Below are 14593 nucleotides of genomic sequence, written 5' to 3' on the forward strand. Positions count from 1 at the left end.
ATGAGCGAGGACCAGCGACCCCGGCTGCGAGACCTGTTCCGCCCGCGCCCGGTCTCCACCGACCGCACCGTCACGACCCAGGCCGACGAAGCCGTGCCTCCCCGACTCCGGATCACCGCCGCATACGCGTGGCGTCTGCTCCTCATCGCGGCGGCCATCGGCGTCTTCATCTGGCTGGTGATGCTGCTGAAGCTGCTCGTGATCCCGCTCATGGTAGCCATCCTCATCACGGCGCTGCTGTGGCCGGCGTTCGAGTGGATGCTGCGCCACCGGTTCCCGCGCTGGTCAGCGATCGCCCTGTCTCTCATCGGCACCGCCGCGATCGTCGCCGGGCTCGTCTGGCTCGTGGTCTGGCAGGTCCGGTTGGAGCTGCCTGCCGTGCAGGCGAGCACCGCCACCGCCATCGATGACTTCCAGGTCTGGCTCCACGAAGGTCCCCTGCAGCTGTCCGACAAGCAGATCGCCGACTACATCGATCAGGGTCTCGCCATGATCGAAGAGCAGACGCAGGCGCTGCTCTCCGGAGCGCTGGCGATCGGCACCACCCTGGGTCATGTCCTGACCGGAGCCCTCCTCGCGCTGTTCAGCCTCATCTGCCTGCTGGCGGACGGCGGAGGTATCTGGCGCTGGACGGTCAAGCTGTTCCCGCGCGACGCGCGGCCGGCCGTCGACGGCGCAGCCCGCAACGGCTGGCGGACGATCGTCAACTACGCCAGGACGCAACTGTTCGTCGCGACCATCGACGCCATCGGCATCGGGCTCGGCGCCTTCCTGCTGCAGGTGCCGCTCGCCCTCCCGGTCGCTGTTCTCGTCTTCCTCGGCTCGTTCATCCCGATCGTCGGTGCGGTCGCCACGGGCGCCGTCGCCGTCTTCCTCGCGCTCGTCTACAACGGGCCGCTGATCGCGCTGTTCATGCTTCTCGTCGTGCTGGCCGTGCAGCAGATCGAGGGCCACATCCTCCAGCCGATCATGATGGGCTCGGCCGTGAAGGTCCACCCGCTGGCCGTCGTGCTGGTCGTCGCCGGTGGCGCGATGATCGCCGGCATCCCCGGTGCGCTCTTCGCCGTGCCGCTGGCGGCGTTCGTGAACGTGGCCGCCGTGACCCTGAGTTCGGGATCGTGGCGCACGGGCGACGTCCCACGCGGAGACTTGATCTGGAGCACAGTGCCGCGCGAGCGGCAGCGGAGGAATCGATGAGCACAGTCCCCAGCCTTTCCGAGTTCGAGGACGCGGCTCAGAGCCTGGCTGAGGTGATCTCCCACACGCCGACGCTGCCTTCACGCGCACTGTCCGACGTGCTCGGCGCCCCCGTGCTGCTGAAGATGGAGAACCTGCAGCGGACCGGCTCGTTCAAGATCCGCGGCGCGGCCTACCGGCTCTCGAAGCTCAGCGCCGAGGAGCGGTCTCGCGGCGTCGTGGCGGCATCCGCCGGGAACCACGCCCAGGGCGTCGCGCTCGCCGCTCAGGCGCTCGGCATCCCGGCCACCATCTTCATGCCGCTGGGCGTACCGGTGCCGAAGCTCCTCGCCACTCGCGGGTACGGCGCCGAGGTCGTCCTGGAAGGCGAGACGGTCGCGACCTCACTGCGCCTCGCGGCGGAGTTCTCGGAGCGCACGGGTGCGATGCTGATCCACCCGTTCGACCACCGCGACGTCATCATCGGGCAGGGCACGCTGGGTCTCGAGCTGCTCGAGGACGCACCGGATGTCGACACGATCGTCCTCGGCATCGGCGGGGGAGGCCTCATCGCCGGCGTCGCTGCCGCGGTCAAGGCACGGGCCGCCGAACTCGGACGCACGGTCCGGGTCGTCGGGGTGCAGGCCGAGAATGCCGCTGCGATGCCGCCGTCGCTCGCTGCAGGTGAGCCCGTCGACATCGTGACCCGCCCGACCATCGCCGACGGCATCCTCGTCGCGCGCCCCGGCGCCATCCCGTTCGACATCATCAAGGACCTGGTCGACGAGGTTGTCACGGTGTCCGACGACGACCTCGCCCGGGCGATCCTCGTGCTGCTCGAGCAGGCGAAGGTCGTCGTGGAGCCTGCGGGTGCCGCCGGCGTGGCCGCGATCCTCGCCGGCAAGATCACGGGAACCGGAACGACCATGGCGGTCCTGTCCGGCGGGAACATCGACCCGCTCCTGCTGCAGCGCGTCGTCTCGCACGGGCTCGCGGCCTCCGGACGCTATCTCACGATCCGCGTGCCGCTGCCCGACCGGCCGGGCCAGCTCGCCCGCGTCTCCGAGCTCATCGCCGAGGCCGGTGCCAACGTCATCGAAGCGATGCACACCCGGCACGGTCATGGACTGCAGATCAGCGAGGTCATCCTCGAGCTGAGCGTCGAGACCCGCGGCCCGGAGCACTCGGAGCACACCCTCGACACCCTGCGTCGCGCGGGCTTCGAACCCCTCGTCGTTCCCGACTGACTCGGGCACACCTGAAGCGCCCCGGCATCCGCTCCTCGGATACCGGGGCGCTTCAGGTGTCGGGAGGGTCAGCCCGTGTACGTCTCGACGTTCACGATCTCCACGGCGATGGAGCGGCCGTTGGGCGCCTCGTAGGACGACTTCTCGCCGACTTTGAGTCCGAGGATGGCCTGGCCGAGGGGGCTCGCTTCGCTGTACACGTCGAGGTCGCTGCCGCCTGCCGCGATCTCGCGGCTGCCGAGGAGGAAGACCTCTTCGCCGCCGGCGACGAGCGCCGTCACGACCGTGCCGGGCTCGACGATGCCGCGGCTCGCGGGGGCCTCGCCGACCTTCGCGGTCTTCAGCAGACCTTCGAGGGTGCGGATGCGAGCCTCCTGCTTGCCCTGCTCGTCTTTGGCGGCGTGATAGCCGCCGTTCTCCTTGAGGTCGCCCTCTTCACGGGCGGCCTCGATGCGTTTGGCGATCTCATCGCGGCCGGTGGTGGACAGGTGCTCCAGCTCGGCGACGAGCCGGTCATATGCTTCCTGCGTGAGGAAGGGAACCTGAGCGTCGGTGGACATGACGAAGCTCCTTCTTTCGGTCCCACCGGCGTACTGCGGGGGATATGCCAAGACGCCCCGGCACGTTGCCAGGGCGTCGTCTGTCTGCGACGAGTCTAGGCGACCCAGCAGGTGTTCACCAAACCTGTGGTGGCGGCGGCGACCGTGGGAACAGAAACGGAAAGCGCCTGCGCGTGGCTGTCTCCGGCGGGGATCTCGACGACCTTCCAACCCACGACGCCGAACTCCTCATCGAGCGCCTCGACCACGCACACGACGTCCTTGCCCTGCACGCCGCTGACCTGGAATCGGACGTCGACGGTGTGCTCGTCGACGAGCACGAATCCCAGATCGTCGGCGCCCGCCGAGTTCATCGACTGAGCGGCGATCATCCAGCCGAACGCCCCGACGGCGAGCAGCGCGACGACACCCGCGATGATCCACGGCGTCCGGCGCGTGCGCGTTCGTCCATAACGTTCGTCGAGCTCTTCTGCTGTCGTCACGGGGCGGTCTTCCGGTCGTTAGGCTGGTGCTACCAGGTTATGCGACCTGCGTAGGAAAGGCCGACACATGCGTTCTCTGTCCGAGACTCCGATGCCGACGCCCACCATGACGGTGGCGCCCGAGGCCGTGTCTCCCGGCTTCATCGGCTTCGCCGTGATCATCGTCATCGTCATCGCGGTGATCCTCCTCATCTGGGACATGAACCGCCGCATTCGTCGCGTCCGCTACCGCGAAGAGGTGCGCGACGAACTGGATGCCGAAGAGGCCGCGCGTGCCGCTGACCAGGCGACGGAGGCCGACGCCGATCTGCCGATCACCCGCGAAGGCGACGACGACCCGCGCCCGACCTGAGCGCTGGTCAGGCGCCCAGCGAAGGGCTGAGCGGCTCGAGCGTGATCAGCAGGCAGGCGAACCAGTGGCTCAGGAACGCGAGCACCGTGCACGCGTGGAAGATCTCATGGAAGCCGAAACGGCCCGGCCACGGATTGGGCTTCTTCATGGCGTAGACGATGGCCCCGCCCGTGTACAGCAGGCCGCCGACGATCACGAGGACCATCATCGTGGCGTTCGCCACGAACAGATCCGCCATGAACATCACGGCCGCCCACCCCATCAGCAGGTACAGCGCGACGTAGAGCCAGCGCGGGGCATGGATCCAGAAGACGCGGAACAGGATCCCGACCACGGTCCCACCCCAGACCAGCGCGAGCAGCAGACTGCCCTTCGCGGGCGGGAGCGCCAGTACCGCGAGCGGCGTGTAGGTTCCGGCGATCAGCAGGAAGATGTTGGCGTGGTCGATGCGCTTCAGGGTGAGCTTGACCTTCGGCGACCAGTCGAAGCGGTGGTAGAGCGCGGAATTGCCGAACAGCAGCAGGGAGCTCGTCATGAACACCGCCGCCGCCCACTTCGCCGCCCCGCCCTGCGCGACGAGGATCAGCACGATTCCCGCGACCAGCGCCACCGGGAAGATGCCGGCGTGGATCCATCCACGCCAGGTCGGCCGGATCTCGGCGCCCGCCTCTGATTCCGCCTCGTCGAGGAGCGGCAGCTGGGGGAGGTCGTCTTCGGAAGGGTCGGAAGTGCTCACGTGCTCACTCTAAACGCGCGCGCATGCTGTGACGGGCACATACGCTCAGCCGCCCCACACCGTGCGCGAGGGTCCGACGCTGTAGCGTAGGTGAGTGATGTCACGCGAGAGCCCGGGGCGCGGACCGCTGTATCGGCTCTACACCAGCCGGCTGCGACGCCATCTGGATCCGGCGTCCGTGCCGCACCATGTGGCGATGATGATCGACGGCAACCGGCGGTGGGCACGGCAGCTCGGCTACGAGACGCCCGCAGAGGGGCACCGAGCAGGCGCCGCCAAGATGCGCGAGTTCCTCGGCTGGTGCGACGAGCTGGGCGTGCGGGTCGTGTCGCTCTATCTGCTGTCCAGCGACAATCTGCGCAAGCGCGACTCGGCGGAGCTCGCCGACCTCATCGAGATCATCGCCGAGCTCGCGGAGGCGGTGTCGCGCGAGGAGAACTGGCGCGTGCAGCACGTGGGGCGATCCGACATCCTGCCGCAGGAGCTCGCCCGTGTGCTCGCGGATGCCGAGGAGCGCACCCGGAGCCACACCGGACTCCACGTGAACCTGGCTGTCGGTTACGGCGGGCGCCACGAGATCGTCGACGCCGTGCGCAGCATCGTCGCGAAGCACGAGGCCTCCGGCGGCACGCTGGAAGACCTCGCGGCACACCTGACGCCGGAGATGATCGGCGAGCACCTCTACACCGGGGGCCAGCCGGACCCCGACCTCGTGATCCGTACCAGCGGTGAGCAGCGGCTCAGCGATTTCCTGCTGTGGCAGAGCGCGCACAGCGAGTTCTACTTCGTCGAGGCCCTCGGGCCGGACCTCCGTCAGGTCGACTTCCTTCGCGCCATCCGCGACTTCGCGGATCGCGACCGCCGCTTCGGCCGCTGACCTCGCGGTCGGGCGCCGCCGCGCCGTCTTGGCCCGTGCCACAATGACGCGGTGAGCACTTTCGAGGACTACGTCGCCACGTTCGACAATGAATCCGGCTACTTGAACTGGGCCGCATTCGGTCCGCTCTCGCCCTCCGTGCGTGCAGAGGTCTTCGCCGACGCCGACCTGCTGGGCAGCGGGCGGCCCTCATCCCTGTCTCTGGTGCGGGAGCGGGTCGGGCAGGCGCAGGAGCTCGTCGGAGAGCTGCTCGGCGCCGAGGCGGCGGATGTCACCCTGCAGCCTTCTTCCACGCAGGGGCTCATGCACGCGTTCTACGGGTTGTCGGGCACGGTCATCGCGAGCGCCGCTGAGTTCCCGAGTGTGAGCCTGACCCTCGACCGTGCGGCGGCGGCGTCGAACCGCGCGCTGACTCCGCGATGGGTGACCCCCGCCGATGGCCGCATGACCCCGGATGCCGTCGCCGGGGCCCTCGACGACGAGGTCACGGCGCTCGTCGTCAGCCACGTCGACTTCCGCACCGGCTTCCGTGCGGACCTCGCGGCCCTGCGCGAGCTGATCGGACCCGATCGGCTGCTCATCGTCGACGCGGTGCAGTCGTTCGGCGTCGTCGACGAGGACTACACCGCGGCCGACATCGTGGTCGGTCACGGGTACAAGTGGCTGCGGGCCGGCCGCGGCAGTGCGTTCGCGTGGTTCGCGCCGCGGGCCAGGGAGCGGATCGTGCCGGTGCTGTCCGGCATCGCCGGGACCCGGGCGCTTTCCATCGACGAGCTGCAGGTGCCGACGGCATCCGCTCAGGCGTTCACCGTGAGCCAGCCCGACACGCTCGCCGCCGGGCGGCTCGCGATCGGCGTGCGCGATGTGCGCGACGCCGGCGTCGCGCACATCGAAGGGCGGATCGCCGAGCACGTCGACACAATCCTCGAGATCGCCGACCGCCACGCGATCGCGGTGAGCTCGCCGCGCGAGCACGCGTCCAGGGCGGGCATCGTCGCGCTCTCGCCGGAGGAGCCCGCCCGCCTGGCGGCGGCGCTCGCGAACGCCGGAGTCGTCGTGACGGCGCGGGGTTCCGCCGTGCGGGTCGCGGCTCATGCCGGGACGGATGACGCCACACTCCAGCAGCTGGACGATGCGCTCGGCGCATTCGGAAACGAGACGTTCATCAACGCGTAAGAATCGTCCGCGTGTCGACGCACGCTTAAGTCGCCGCGTGGTCGTACGTTCTAGGCATCGGGCAAGGAGCCCGGTCGAGTCGGCCTTCCGGTTGACGACTCGTGGCCCCAGGTCGACTCGTACTCTGGCGGGGATCATCCCCGGGTCGGGAGTGGGTCGTGACCACACGTACAGCGCAGCAGTCCATCAGCACCGCGCAGCAGTCCACGCGCAAGACGACGAGGGGTGCCTCGTCCCTCGAACCGGACCAGGACCTGCGCACCTATGTGCTCGACACCTCGGTGCTGCTGAGTGATCCGCAGGCGTTCTTCCGGTTCGCCGAGCACTCGGTGGTGGTGCCCGTGGTCGTGATCACCGAACTCGAGGGCAAGCGCCACGATCCCGAGATCGGCTACTTCGCCCGCCAGGCGCTGCGGCACCTCGACGACCTGCGCATCGAGCACGGCCGTCTCGACTTCCCGGTGGAGGTCGGCGAGGGTGGAACGCTTCGCGTCGAACTCGCCAACACCGATCCGTCGGTGCTGCCGGCCGGGATCCGGCTGAGCGACAACGACACCCGCATCCTCTCGGTCGCCATGCACCTCGCGCAGGACGGACAGGACGTCACGATCGTCTCGAAGGACCTCCCGATGCGCGTGAAGGCGGCATCCCTGGGCATCCGTGCCGAGGAGTATCTCGCCGAGCAGGCCGTGGACTCCGGGTGGACCGGTATCTCGACCCTCGATCTCTCGGGCGATGACATCAGCGATCTCTACGAGAGCGAAGTCGGGATCAGCGAGGATGCCAGGGGAATCCCGGTGAACACCGGACTCATCATCCATTCGGAGCGCGGTTCGGCGCTCGGCAGGATCACCGGTGACGGCGAGTACCGCCTCGTCCGCGGTGACCGAGACATCTTCGGCATGCACGGACGTTCCGCCGAGCAGCGCATCGCGATCGATCTGCTGCTCGACCAGGAGGTCGGGATCGTCTCGCTCGGCGGCCGCGCCGGCACCGGGAAGTCGGCGCTCGCGCTGTGCGCCGGACTCGAAGCGGTGCTCGAACGGCAGCAGCAGAAGAAGATCATCGTGTTCCGCCCGCTGTTCGCGGTCGGCGGGCAGGAGCTCGGCTACCTTCCCGGCGACCAGGGCGAGAAGATGGGCCCGTGGGGTCAGGCCGTGTTCGACACGCTCGGCTCGGTCGTGTCGGGCAACGTCGTCGAAGAGGTCATCGAGCGCGGACTGCTCGAGGTGCTTCCGCTGACGCACATCCGCGGCCGCTCCCTGCACGACGCGTTCGTGATCGTCGACGAGGCGCAGTCGCTGGAGCGCAACGTGCTGCTGACCGTGCTCAGCCGCATGGGTCAGAACTCCCGGGTGATCCTGACGCACGACGTCGGCCAGCGCGACAACCTCCGCGTGGGGCGGCACGACGGCATCGCCAGCGTGATCGAGACGCTGAAGGGGCACGACCTGTTCGGACACGTGACCCTGATGCGCTCCGAGCGATCGGCGATCGCAGCTCTCGTCACCGAGCTCCTGGAGGGCGGAGAGCTCAGCTGACGAGTTGCAAAGGAGCGGATGCCGGTTCGCACCGGCATCCGCTCTCTTGCGTACCGCGCGCGGGTCTCGGCACGTTCTGCAGGCGCGAATGCGGTCTGCAGGTCGATATCGGCGGAATCGACCTGCAACTGTCGATCCATCCTGCAGATGAGGACGCCGCCACGACAGAAGAATGGCGGATGCCGCGAGGCCCAGGGCCCCGCGGCATCCGCCGTACTGTGTCCGGGCTCAGCCGGGGTGCGTCATCGAGAGCAGGTCGAGCTTCTCGTCGAGCTGCTCGAGCGTGAGGTCTCCGCGCTCGACGTAGCCGAGGTCGATCACGGCGTCGCGCACGGTGATGCCCTTGGCGACCGAGTGCTTGGCGATCTTCGCCGCAGCCTCGTAGCCGATGAGCTTGTTGAGCGGGGTCACGATCGACGGGCTCATGCCGGCGAAGGCCGCGGCGCGCTCGACGTTCGCCCGCAGGCCGTCGATGGTCTTGTCGGCCAGGACTCGCGAGGCGTTCGACAGCAGGCGAATCGACTCCAGCAGTGCGGTGCCCATCACCGGGATCGCGACGTTCAGCTCGAAGGAACCGGATGCTCCGGCCCAGGCGACCGTCGCGTCGTTGCCGATCACGCGCGCGCACACCATCAACACGGCTTCGGGGACGACCGGGTTGACCTTGCCGGGCATGATCGACGAACCGGGCTGCAGGTCGGGGATGTGCAGCTCGCCGAGGCCCGTGTTCGGACCGGAGCCCATCCAGCGCAGGTCGTTGTTGATCTTGGTCAGCGAGACCGCGATCGTGCGCAGCGCGCCAGAGGCCTCGACGAGTCCGTCGCGGTTGGCCTGCGCCTCGAAATGATCCTTCGCCTCGGTGATGGGCAGCTCGGTCTCGGCCGCGAGCAGCGCGATGACCTTCTGGGGGAAGCCGAGCGGGGTGTTGATGCCGGTGCCGACGGCGGTGCCGCCCAGCGGGACCTCGGCGACCCGGGGGAGGGCCGACTGCACACGCTCGATGCCCAGACGGATCTGGCGGGCGTAGCCGCCGAACTCCTGTCCGAGCGTCACCGGCGTCGCGTCCATGAGGTGGGTGCGGCCGGACTTGACGGCGTCTTTCCAGAGCTCCGCCTTCGCCTCGAGGGCGACGGCGAGGTGGTCGAGCGCGGGGATCAGGGTGTCGATGAGGGCCTGGGTGACAGCGATGTGCACCGAGGTCGGGAACACGTCGTTCGACGACTGCGACGCGTTCACGTGGTCGTTCGGATGCACGTTCGCACCGAGGATGCGGGTCGCGAGCGTCGCGAGCACCTCGTTCATGTTCATGTTCGATGACGTGCCGGAGCCGGTCTGGTACGTGTCGACCGGGAACTCGCCGTCGTGCGCGCCGGAAGCGACCTGGTCGGCGGCCTGGGCGATGGCGTCGGCGATGGCGCCGTCGAGGGTGCCGAGTTCCTTGTTAGCGAGCGCGGCGGCCTTCTTGATGCGTGCGAGGGCGGCGATCTGCGTCGACTCCAGCCCCTTGCCCGAGATCGGGAAGTTCTCCACCGCGCGCTGCGTCTGCGCGCCGTAGAGCGCGTTCACGGGCACCCGCACCTCGCCCATGGTGTCGTGCTCGATGCGGTACTCAGTCTCGGTCATTCCGAACCTTCCTTGGTTGCGGGGGCGGACCCCTCGATGGCGTCGTCCTCGGTGTCGATCCCGACCGTGATCACCGGCGTCGCGGTGCCCTCGGCCAGACGGTAGTTGGCGCCGACGATGCCCAGTCGGCCCTCGGCGACGGCGCTGCTGATCAGTTCGGACGACTGCAGCAGATCGCGCACGGTGTTGCGCAGGTGCTCTTCGCCGACGAGTTCGGCGTCGATCTCCGCGACGGTGGTGCCGCCGTTCTCAGCCAGCACCTTCCGCGCCGCGGGGACGATCGGCGCGATCAGTCGCCAGATGTGCGGCGGAAGCGGGGCGGCATCGATGGCGGTGCCGTCGATCGCCGCGCGCACGGCGCCGCAGGAGTCATGCGCGAGCACGACGATGAGCGGAACCTCCAGGACGGCGACGGCGTACTCGAGACTCGCGACGATCGACTCGCCCAGCACCTGACCGGCGTTGCGGACGACGAACAGATCGCCCAGCCCGAGGTCGAAGATGATCTCGGCGGCCAGGCGCGAGTCGGAGCATCCGAACAGCGTGGCGACCGGATGCTGCGCCGCTGCGAGGTTCTGCCGGCGGGCACCGTCCTGGTTGGGATGCTGGGGCTCATCGTGCACGAAACGGGCGTTCCCCTCGCGCATCTGCTGCCAGGCTGCGGCGGGGGTGAGGGTGTTCGTCATGGAGCCTCCGAGAGGGCACGGATCTGCGGGACGAGGGATTCGGCGAGCTCGGCGGTCGAGTCCGCCGAGCGAGAGCCGTAGAGGAGCACGTAATCATCGCCGGCCTGCGTGCCGATGGCGTAGCTGATGTTGGCGTTCGCAGTCGCGTCGCCGAGCTCGTACACGTCCCAGTCGAGTCCGCCGATACGCGTCTCGTCGGTCGGGGCATTGCCGTTGAGCCGCTGCGGGGCCCACGAGGAGTCGGCGTCGAACGCCTGAGCGAGCTTGATGAAGCCGCGCTCGTCGTCAGCGGCCGGAGCCAGAGTGATCTCCCAGACGACGGTCGCACCGCTCTGCAGCTCCGCGTCGTTCACACGCCAGAATCCGTCGAGCTCCGGGACGATCGCAGGGCTATCCATGGTGGACTCGACGCCGGCGGCGATGCCTGCCACGTCGATCTTCTCCGCGGTCACGGGCTCACCACGCGGCACGGCGAAGATGATCACGGCGACGACGGCGACGGTGACCAGGAGCGCGGCGACGAGGTTCCGGAAGGTCTGGCTGCCGCGGTACGCCTTGCTGGAAGCCGCCTTGCGCGCCGCGGTCTCGTCGGGAGTCTCAGGTCGACCGAGCTCGGCGACGATCGGCGCCTGCTTGCTCACGACGCGCCGCCGGCGGAGTCGGATGCCGCGTTCCGGGCGGCATCGAGGCGGCGCTTCGCGCCGAGCAGCCACTCCTCGCAGCGGGCCGCGAGTGCTTCGCCGCGCTCCCACAGTGCGAGCGAGTGCTCGAGCGTGGGGGACCCCTGCTCGAGTTCGGCGACCACGGTGACGAGTTCATCGCGGGCTGCCTCGAACGACAGCGTCTCGACCGGGATCTCGTTCAGAGCGCTCACTCCTCCATCTTACGGCGTGCGATGCGGGTGCTCCGCTCAGGAGCCTTCCTCGATCTCGCCCTCAGACCGGGCCGCGACCGAGCCCCGGTCGACCGTGATCGTGAGGGCGCTTCCGGCCGGAGCATCCGCCGCATCACGCAGGATCACGCCGCCTTCGAGGTGGGCGATCGCGTAGCCGCGGGCCAGGGTCGCCGCCGGTGACAGGGCACGCAACGACGCGCGCAGCTCGCTCGTGCGGCGGCCGGCCGTATCCAGCTGTCGCGTGAGCGTGTCGCGGCCGCGGGACTGCAGCAGGAAGAGCTCCTGCGCGCGCGAATCGATGATGGGGGCGGGGGAGCGCAGCACGGGGCGGGAACGCAACTGCTCGAGCTGGGCGATGTCGTGGGAGAGCCGCTGCGTGAGGCGCGTCGTCGCCCGCGACCGGAGTTGCGCGATCAGCGCGCGCTGCTCGCCGACATCGGGCACGACGCGCTTGGCGGCATCCGTCGGGGTCGACGCTCGGAGGTCCGCGACATCGTCGAGGAGCGGGTGGTCGTTCTCATGGCCGATCGCGCTCACGATCGGGGTGGTGGCCGCGGCCACGGCCCGCACGAGCCGCTCGTCGCTGAACCCGAGCAGAGTCTGCGGATCGCCACCGCCGCGGGCGATGATGATGACGTCGACCTCGGGATCGGCGTCGAGTCGCTTCAGGGCGGCCAGGGTCTCCGGAACGCATCGATCGCCCTGCACGGCCGCATATTCGGTGCGGAATCGCACCTGGGGCCAGCGCAGTTCGGCGTTCCGATGCACGTCTTTCTCGGCATCCGACTTCTCGCCGGTGATCAGGCCGATCACGTGGGGGAGGAACGGCAGGCGCCTCTTGCGCGACGAGTCGAACAGCCCCTCCTGACGCAGCTGGATGCGCAGCTTCTCCAGGCGCTCGAGCTGGTCGCCGAGGCCCACGTGCTTCATCGCCGACACCGCGAAGCTGAAATCGCCGGACTTGACGAAGTAATCGGCCTTGACCGCGGCGACCACATGATCCCCGACCGCCAGATCTGCGGGGATGCGACCACGGACGCTCGACCAGATCCGGATGGAGATCTGCGCGTCGGACTGCGTGTCCTTCAGCCTCGCGAAGATGTTGCCCGCCCGAACGTTCCAGGAGGTGATCTCACCCTCGACCCACACCGTGTTCCAGCGCGCGATGAAGTCGCGGATCGTCGCATTCAGTCGTGCGACCGAGGTCGGTGCGTCGGAGGTCGAATCGCGTGGGGCGACGGCGTCTGCCGGTGGTGTCTCGCCGGGGCCTGCCGTCGCTTCGAAGACTGTCATGTGCTCCCGTTCCGTGGCGTCTCACCGGATGGCGGCATCCCGGCCTTCCACAGGCAGGCGCCGGTAGAATCGAGGGGTGACTTCGACTGCCGTTCATCTCCCTGTCCCGCGCGTCCCACGAGTGCGTGCCGCGGCCGGGCGGCTTCAGGATAACCCGATCGTCGGACACAAGCGGATTCTGCTGGCCGCACCCCGCGGCTACTGCGCCGGCGTCGACCGTGCCGTGGTCGCCGTCGAGAAGGCGCTGGAGCGCTACGGCGCACCGGTCTACGTGCGCAAGCAGATCGTGCACAACATCCACGTCGTCACCGAGCTCGAGGCCAAGGGCGCGATCTTCGTCGAGGAGGTCGACGAGGTCCCCGAGGGAGCACACGTCGTGTTCAGCGCCCACGGTGTCTCGCCGGCGGTGGTGAACGCGGCATCCGATCGAGGGCTGCACGCCATCGACGCGACCTGTCCTCTGGTCACGAAGGTGCACCGCGAGGCCGTGCGATTCGCACGCGACGATTTCGAGATCCTCCTCATCGGTCACGAGGGTCACGAAGAGGTCGAGGGAACGGCCGGTGAGGCGCCCGATCACGTGACCGTCGTCAACTCGCCGGAGGAAGCCGACACCGTCCAGGTGAAGGATCCGTCGAAGGTCGTCTGGCTCTCGCAGACCACGCTCTCGGTCGACGAGACCATGGAGACCGTCAACCGGCTGCGGCTGCGGTTCCCCGAACTCCACAGCCCGCCCTCCGATGACATCTGCTACGCCACGCAGAACCGCCAGGTCGCGATCAAGAAGGTGGCGACCAACGCCGACCTCGTGATCGTGGTCGGCTCCTCGAACTCCTCCAACTCCGTCCGCCTCGTCGAAGTCGCCCTCGAATACGGCGCGAAGGCGGCGTATCGTGTCGACTACGCCGAAGAGGTCCAGCAGGAATGGCTCGACGGCGTGGAGACCGTCGGTGTGACCAGCGGAGCATCCGTTCCCGAAGTGCTGGTCCGTGAGGTCCTCGATGCGCTGAGCGACGCGGGCTACCGCGACGTCGAAGAGGTCAAGACGGCCGAGGAGGATCTGATGTTCTCTCTTCCCAAGGAGCTGCGCCAGGATTCCGCCGGCCAGCGCGATGCGCGGGCGCTCGGCGGCCGTGCCACAGGAGGAGGCGCGTAGCGGTGAGCCCTGCGGAGGGCGAGCCCACCCTCATCGGGTCGGTGCAGCGCGCGCTCCGCCTCGTCGACATCGTCGCGAACTCTCCACGGCCACTGCCCGCCAAGATGCTGGCGGCGACCACCGGACTCACTCCGGGGACCACCTACAACCTGGTCCGCACCCTCATCCACGAGGGATATCTGGCCTCTGAGCCGGACGGCCTGGTGCTCGGCTCCCGGTTCCCGTCGTTCCAGCAGGAGATCGATTCCCGGGGCGTGTTCCTCGCCCGGGTGCGCTCCGCCCTGCGTGACGTCACCGAGGAGATCGGCGCGACGGCCTACCTCTCGCGCTTCGACGACGGGGAGATGCACCTCGTCGACATCGTCGATGCCGTGAGCAATCCGCGAGTGGAACTCTGGGTGGGGTTGCAGTCGAGCGCTCATGCCACCGCGCTGGGCAAGCAGATCCTCGCGGAGCTCTCCGACGAGGACCGCCTCGACTACCTCTCCCGGCATCGCCTCGAGGAGTTGACGCCCCGCACGATCAGTGATCGGCAGACGCTGCTGACCCAGCTCGAGCATGCTCCCGGCTGGGTCGTCGATCAGGAGGAGTACGTCATCGGCGCCACCTGTGTCGCCGTGCCGGTGATCGCTCCGAACCTCACCGCTTCGCTGGCGATTTCGTTGCCGTCCGAGCGGGCTGTCGTGGATCGGGAGCTCGTGACGCGGCTTCAGGGGATCGCACGGAGGCTGTCCCTGCAGCTCGGCGCGGATTCGTTCGGTGGGGCGTAGTCGGCCGGCGGGTTCACTATCTG

16 protein-coding genes are annotated in these 14593 nt (G+C 68.7%); 8 read left to right on the top strand and 8 right to left on the bottom strand.

All coding sequences use genetic code 11. The features are described from left to right. Together RS85_RS12625 and ilvA are read left to right on the top strand one after the other, a co-directional pair. Window positions 1–1197 carry an AI-2E family transporter gene (locus tag RS85_RS12625; RefSeq protein ID WP_046013815.1) on the top strand — a complete coding sequence of 399 codons (1197 nt, stop codon included), beginning with the start codon at window positions 1–3 and terminating at the stop codon, window positions 1195–1197. Beyond that, window positions 1194–2423, top strand: a complete 1230-nt coding sequence (ilvA, locus tag RS85_RS12630; RefSeq protein ID WP_046013816.1) for a threonine ammonia-lyase — start codon at window positions 1194–1196, stop codon at window positions 2421–2423. The genes RS85_RS12625 and ilvA overlap by 4 nt, the downstream gene beginning before the upstream one ends. 68 nt (window positions 2424–2491) lie before the next feature. Here the strand turns inward: ilvA and greA are convergent, their stop codons facing one another. Together greA and RS85_RS12640 are read right to left on the bottom strand one after the other, a co-directional pair. Continuing rightward, on the bottom strand, window positions 2492–2983 hold the full coding sequence (gene greA, locus RS85_RS12635; protein WP_046013817.1) for a transcription elongation factor GreA: 492 nt from the start codon (window positions 2981–2983) through the stop codon (window positions 2492–2494). A gap of 95 nt (window positions 2984–3078) precedes the next feature. After that, entirely contained in the window at window positions 3079–3465 is a 387-nt protein-coding gene (locus tag RS85_RS12640; RefSeq protein ID WP_046013818.1) for a DUF4307 domain-containing protein, read from the bottom strand. Between the two features lie 67 nt (window positions 3466–3532). On the opposite strand from RS85_RS12640, the gene RS85_RS12645 reads away from it, so the two are divergent. Then, entirely contained in the window at window positions 3533–3817 is a 285-nt protein-coding gene (locus RS85_RS12645) for a hypothetical protein (RefSeq protein ID WP_046013819.1), read from the top strand. A gap of 7 nt (window positions 3818–3824) precedes the next feature. Here RS85_RS12645 and trhA read toward each other — a convergent pair whose 3' ends face one another. Further along, the gene (trhA, locus tag RS85_RS12650; RefSeq protein ID WP_046013820.1) at window positions 3825–4553 is read right to left on the bottom strand and encodes a PAQR family membrane homeostasis protein TrhA; all 729 of its coding nucleotides are present in this window, start codon (window positions 4551–4553) and stop codon (window positions 3825–3827) included. A 97-nt stretch (window positions 4554–4650) separates the two neighbouring features. Here trhA and RS85_RS12655 point away from each other — a divergent pair, with 97 nt between their 5' ends. The 3 genes from RS85_RS12655 (at window position 4651) to RS85_RS12665 (ending at window position 8147) form a co-directional block, all read left to right on the top strand. Continuing rightward, window positions 4651–5430, top strand: coding sequence for an isoprenyl transferase (locus RS85_RS12655; protein WP_046013821.1), 780 nt, complete (start codon window positions 4651–4653; stop codon window positions 5428–5430). 51 nt (window positions 5431–5481) lie between these two features. Beyond that, entirely contained in the window at window positions 5482–6606 is a 1125-nt protein-coding gene (locus RS85_RS12660; RefSeq protein ID WP_046013822.1) for an aminotransferase class V-fold PLP-dependent enzyme, read from the top strand. Between the two features lie 158 nt (window positions 6607–6764). Next, window positions 6765–8147 carry a PhoH family protein gene (locus RS85_RS12665; RefSeq protein ID WP_046013823.1) on the top strand — a complete coding sequence of 461 codons (1383 nt, stop codon included), beginning with the start codon at window positions 6765–6767 and terminating at the stop codon, window positions 8145–8147. Between the two features lie 228 nt (window positions 8148–8375). Here the strand turns inward: RS85_RS12665 and RS85_RS12670 are convergent, their stop codons facing one another. From RS85_RS12670 to xseA, 5 genes are read right to left on the bottom strand one after another with little or no spacing between them, the layout of a single operon-like run. Continuing rightward, window positions 8376–9770: a class II fumarate hydratase gene (locus RS85_RS12670; RefSeq protein WP_046013824.1), complete on the bottom strand. Its 1395-nt coding sequence runs from the start codon at window positions 9768–9770 to the stop codon at window positions 8376–8378. After that, complete coding sequence (locus tag RS85_RS12675) at window positions 9767–10456, bottom strand: carbonic anhydrase (protein ID WP_046013825.1); 690 nt, start codon at window positions 10454–10456, stop codon at window positions 9767–9769. The genes RS85_RS12670 and RS85_RS12675 overlap by 4 nt, the downstream gene beginning before the upstream one ends. Further along, the gene (locus RS85_RS12680) at window positions 10453–11097 is read right to left on the bottom strand and encodes a DUF4245 family protein (RefSeq protein WP_046013826.1); all 645 of its coding nucleotides are present in this window, start codon (window positions 11095–11097) and stop codon (window positions 10453–10455) included. The genes RS85_RS12675 and RS85_RS12680 overlap by 4 nt, the downstream gene beginning before the upstream one ends. Then, complete coding sequence (locus tag RS85_RS12685; protein WP_046013827.1) at window positions 11094–11330, bottom strand: exodeoxyribonuclease VII small subunit; 237 nt, start codon at window positions 11328–11330, stop codon at window positions 11094–11096. Before RS85_RS12685 ends, RS85_RS12680 begins: the two co-directional genes overlap by 4 nt. Before the next feature lie 36 nt (window positions 11331–11366). After that, window positions 11367–12644, bottom strand: a complete 1278-nt coding sequence (xseA, locus tag RS85_RS12690) for an exodeoxyribonuclease VII large subunit (RefSeq protein WP_046013828.1) — start codon at window positions 12642–12644, stop codon at window positions 11367–11369. Window positions 12645–12720: 76 nt separating this feature from the next. Here xseA and RS85_RS12695 point away from each other — a divergent pair, with 76 nt between their 5' ends. Together RS85_RS12695 and RS85_RS12700 are read left to right on the top strand one after the other, a co-directional pair. Then, window positions 12721–13800 (top strand): 4-hydroxy-3-methylbut-2-enyl diphosphate reductase, encoded by a 1080-nt coding sequence (locus RS85_RS12695; protein WP_200894832.1) that lies wholly within the window; start codon window positions 12721–12723, stop codon window positions 13798–13800. Between the two features lie 2 nt (window positions 13801–13802). Then, a complete protein-coding gene (locus RS85_RS12700; protein WP_046013829.1) occupies window positions 13803–14570 on the top strand; it encodes an IclR family transcriptional regulator in 768 nt (255 codons plus the stop codon). Window positions 14571–14593: the final 23 nt, after the last annotated feature.

The organism is Microbacterium sp. SA39, from assembly GCF_000967865.1.
Lineage (GTDB): Bacteria > Actinomycetota > Actinomycetes > Actinomycetales > Microbacteriaceae > Microbacterium.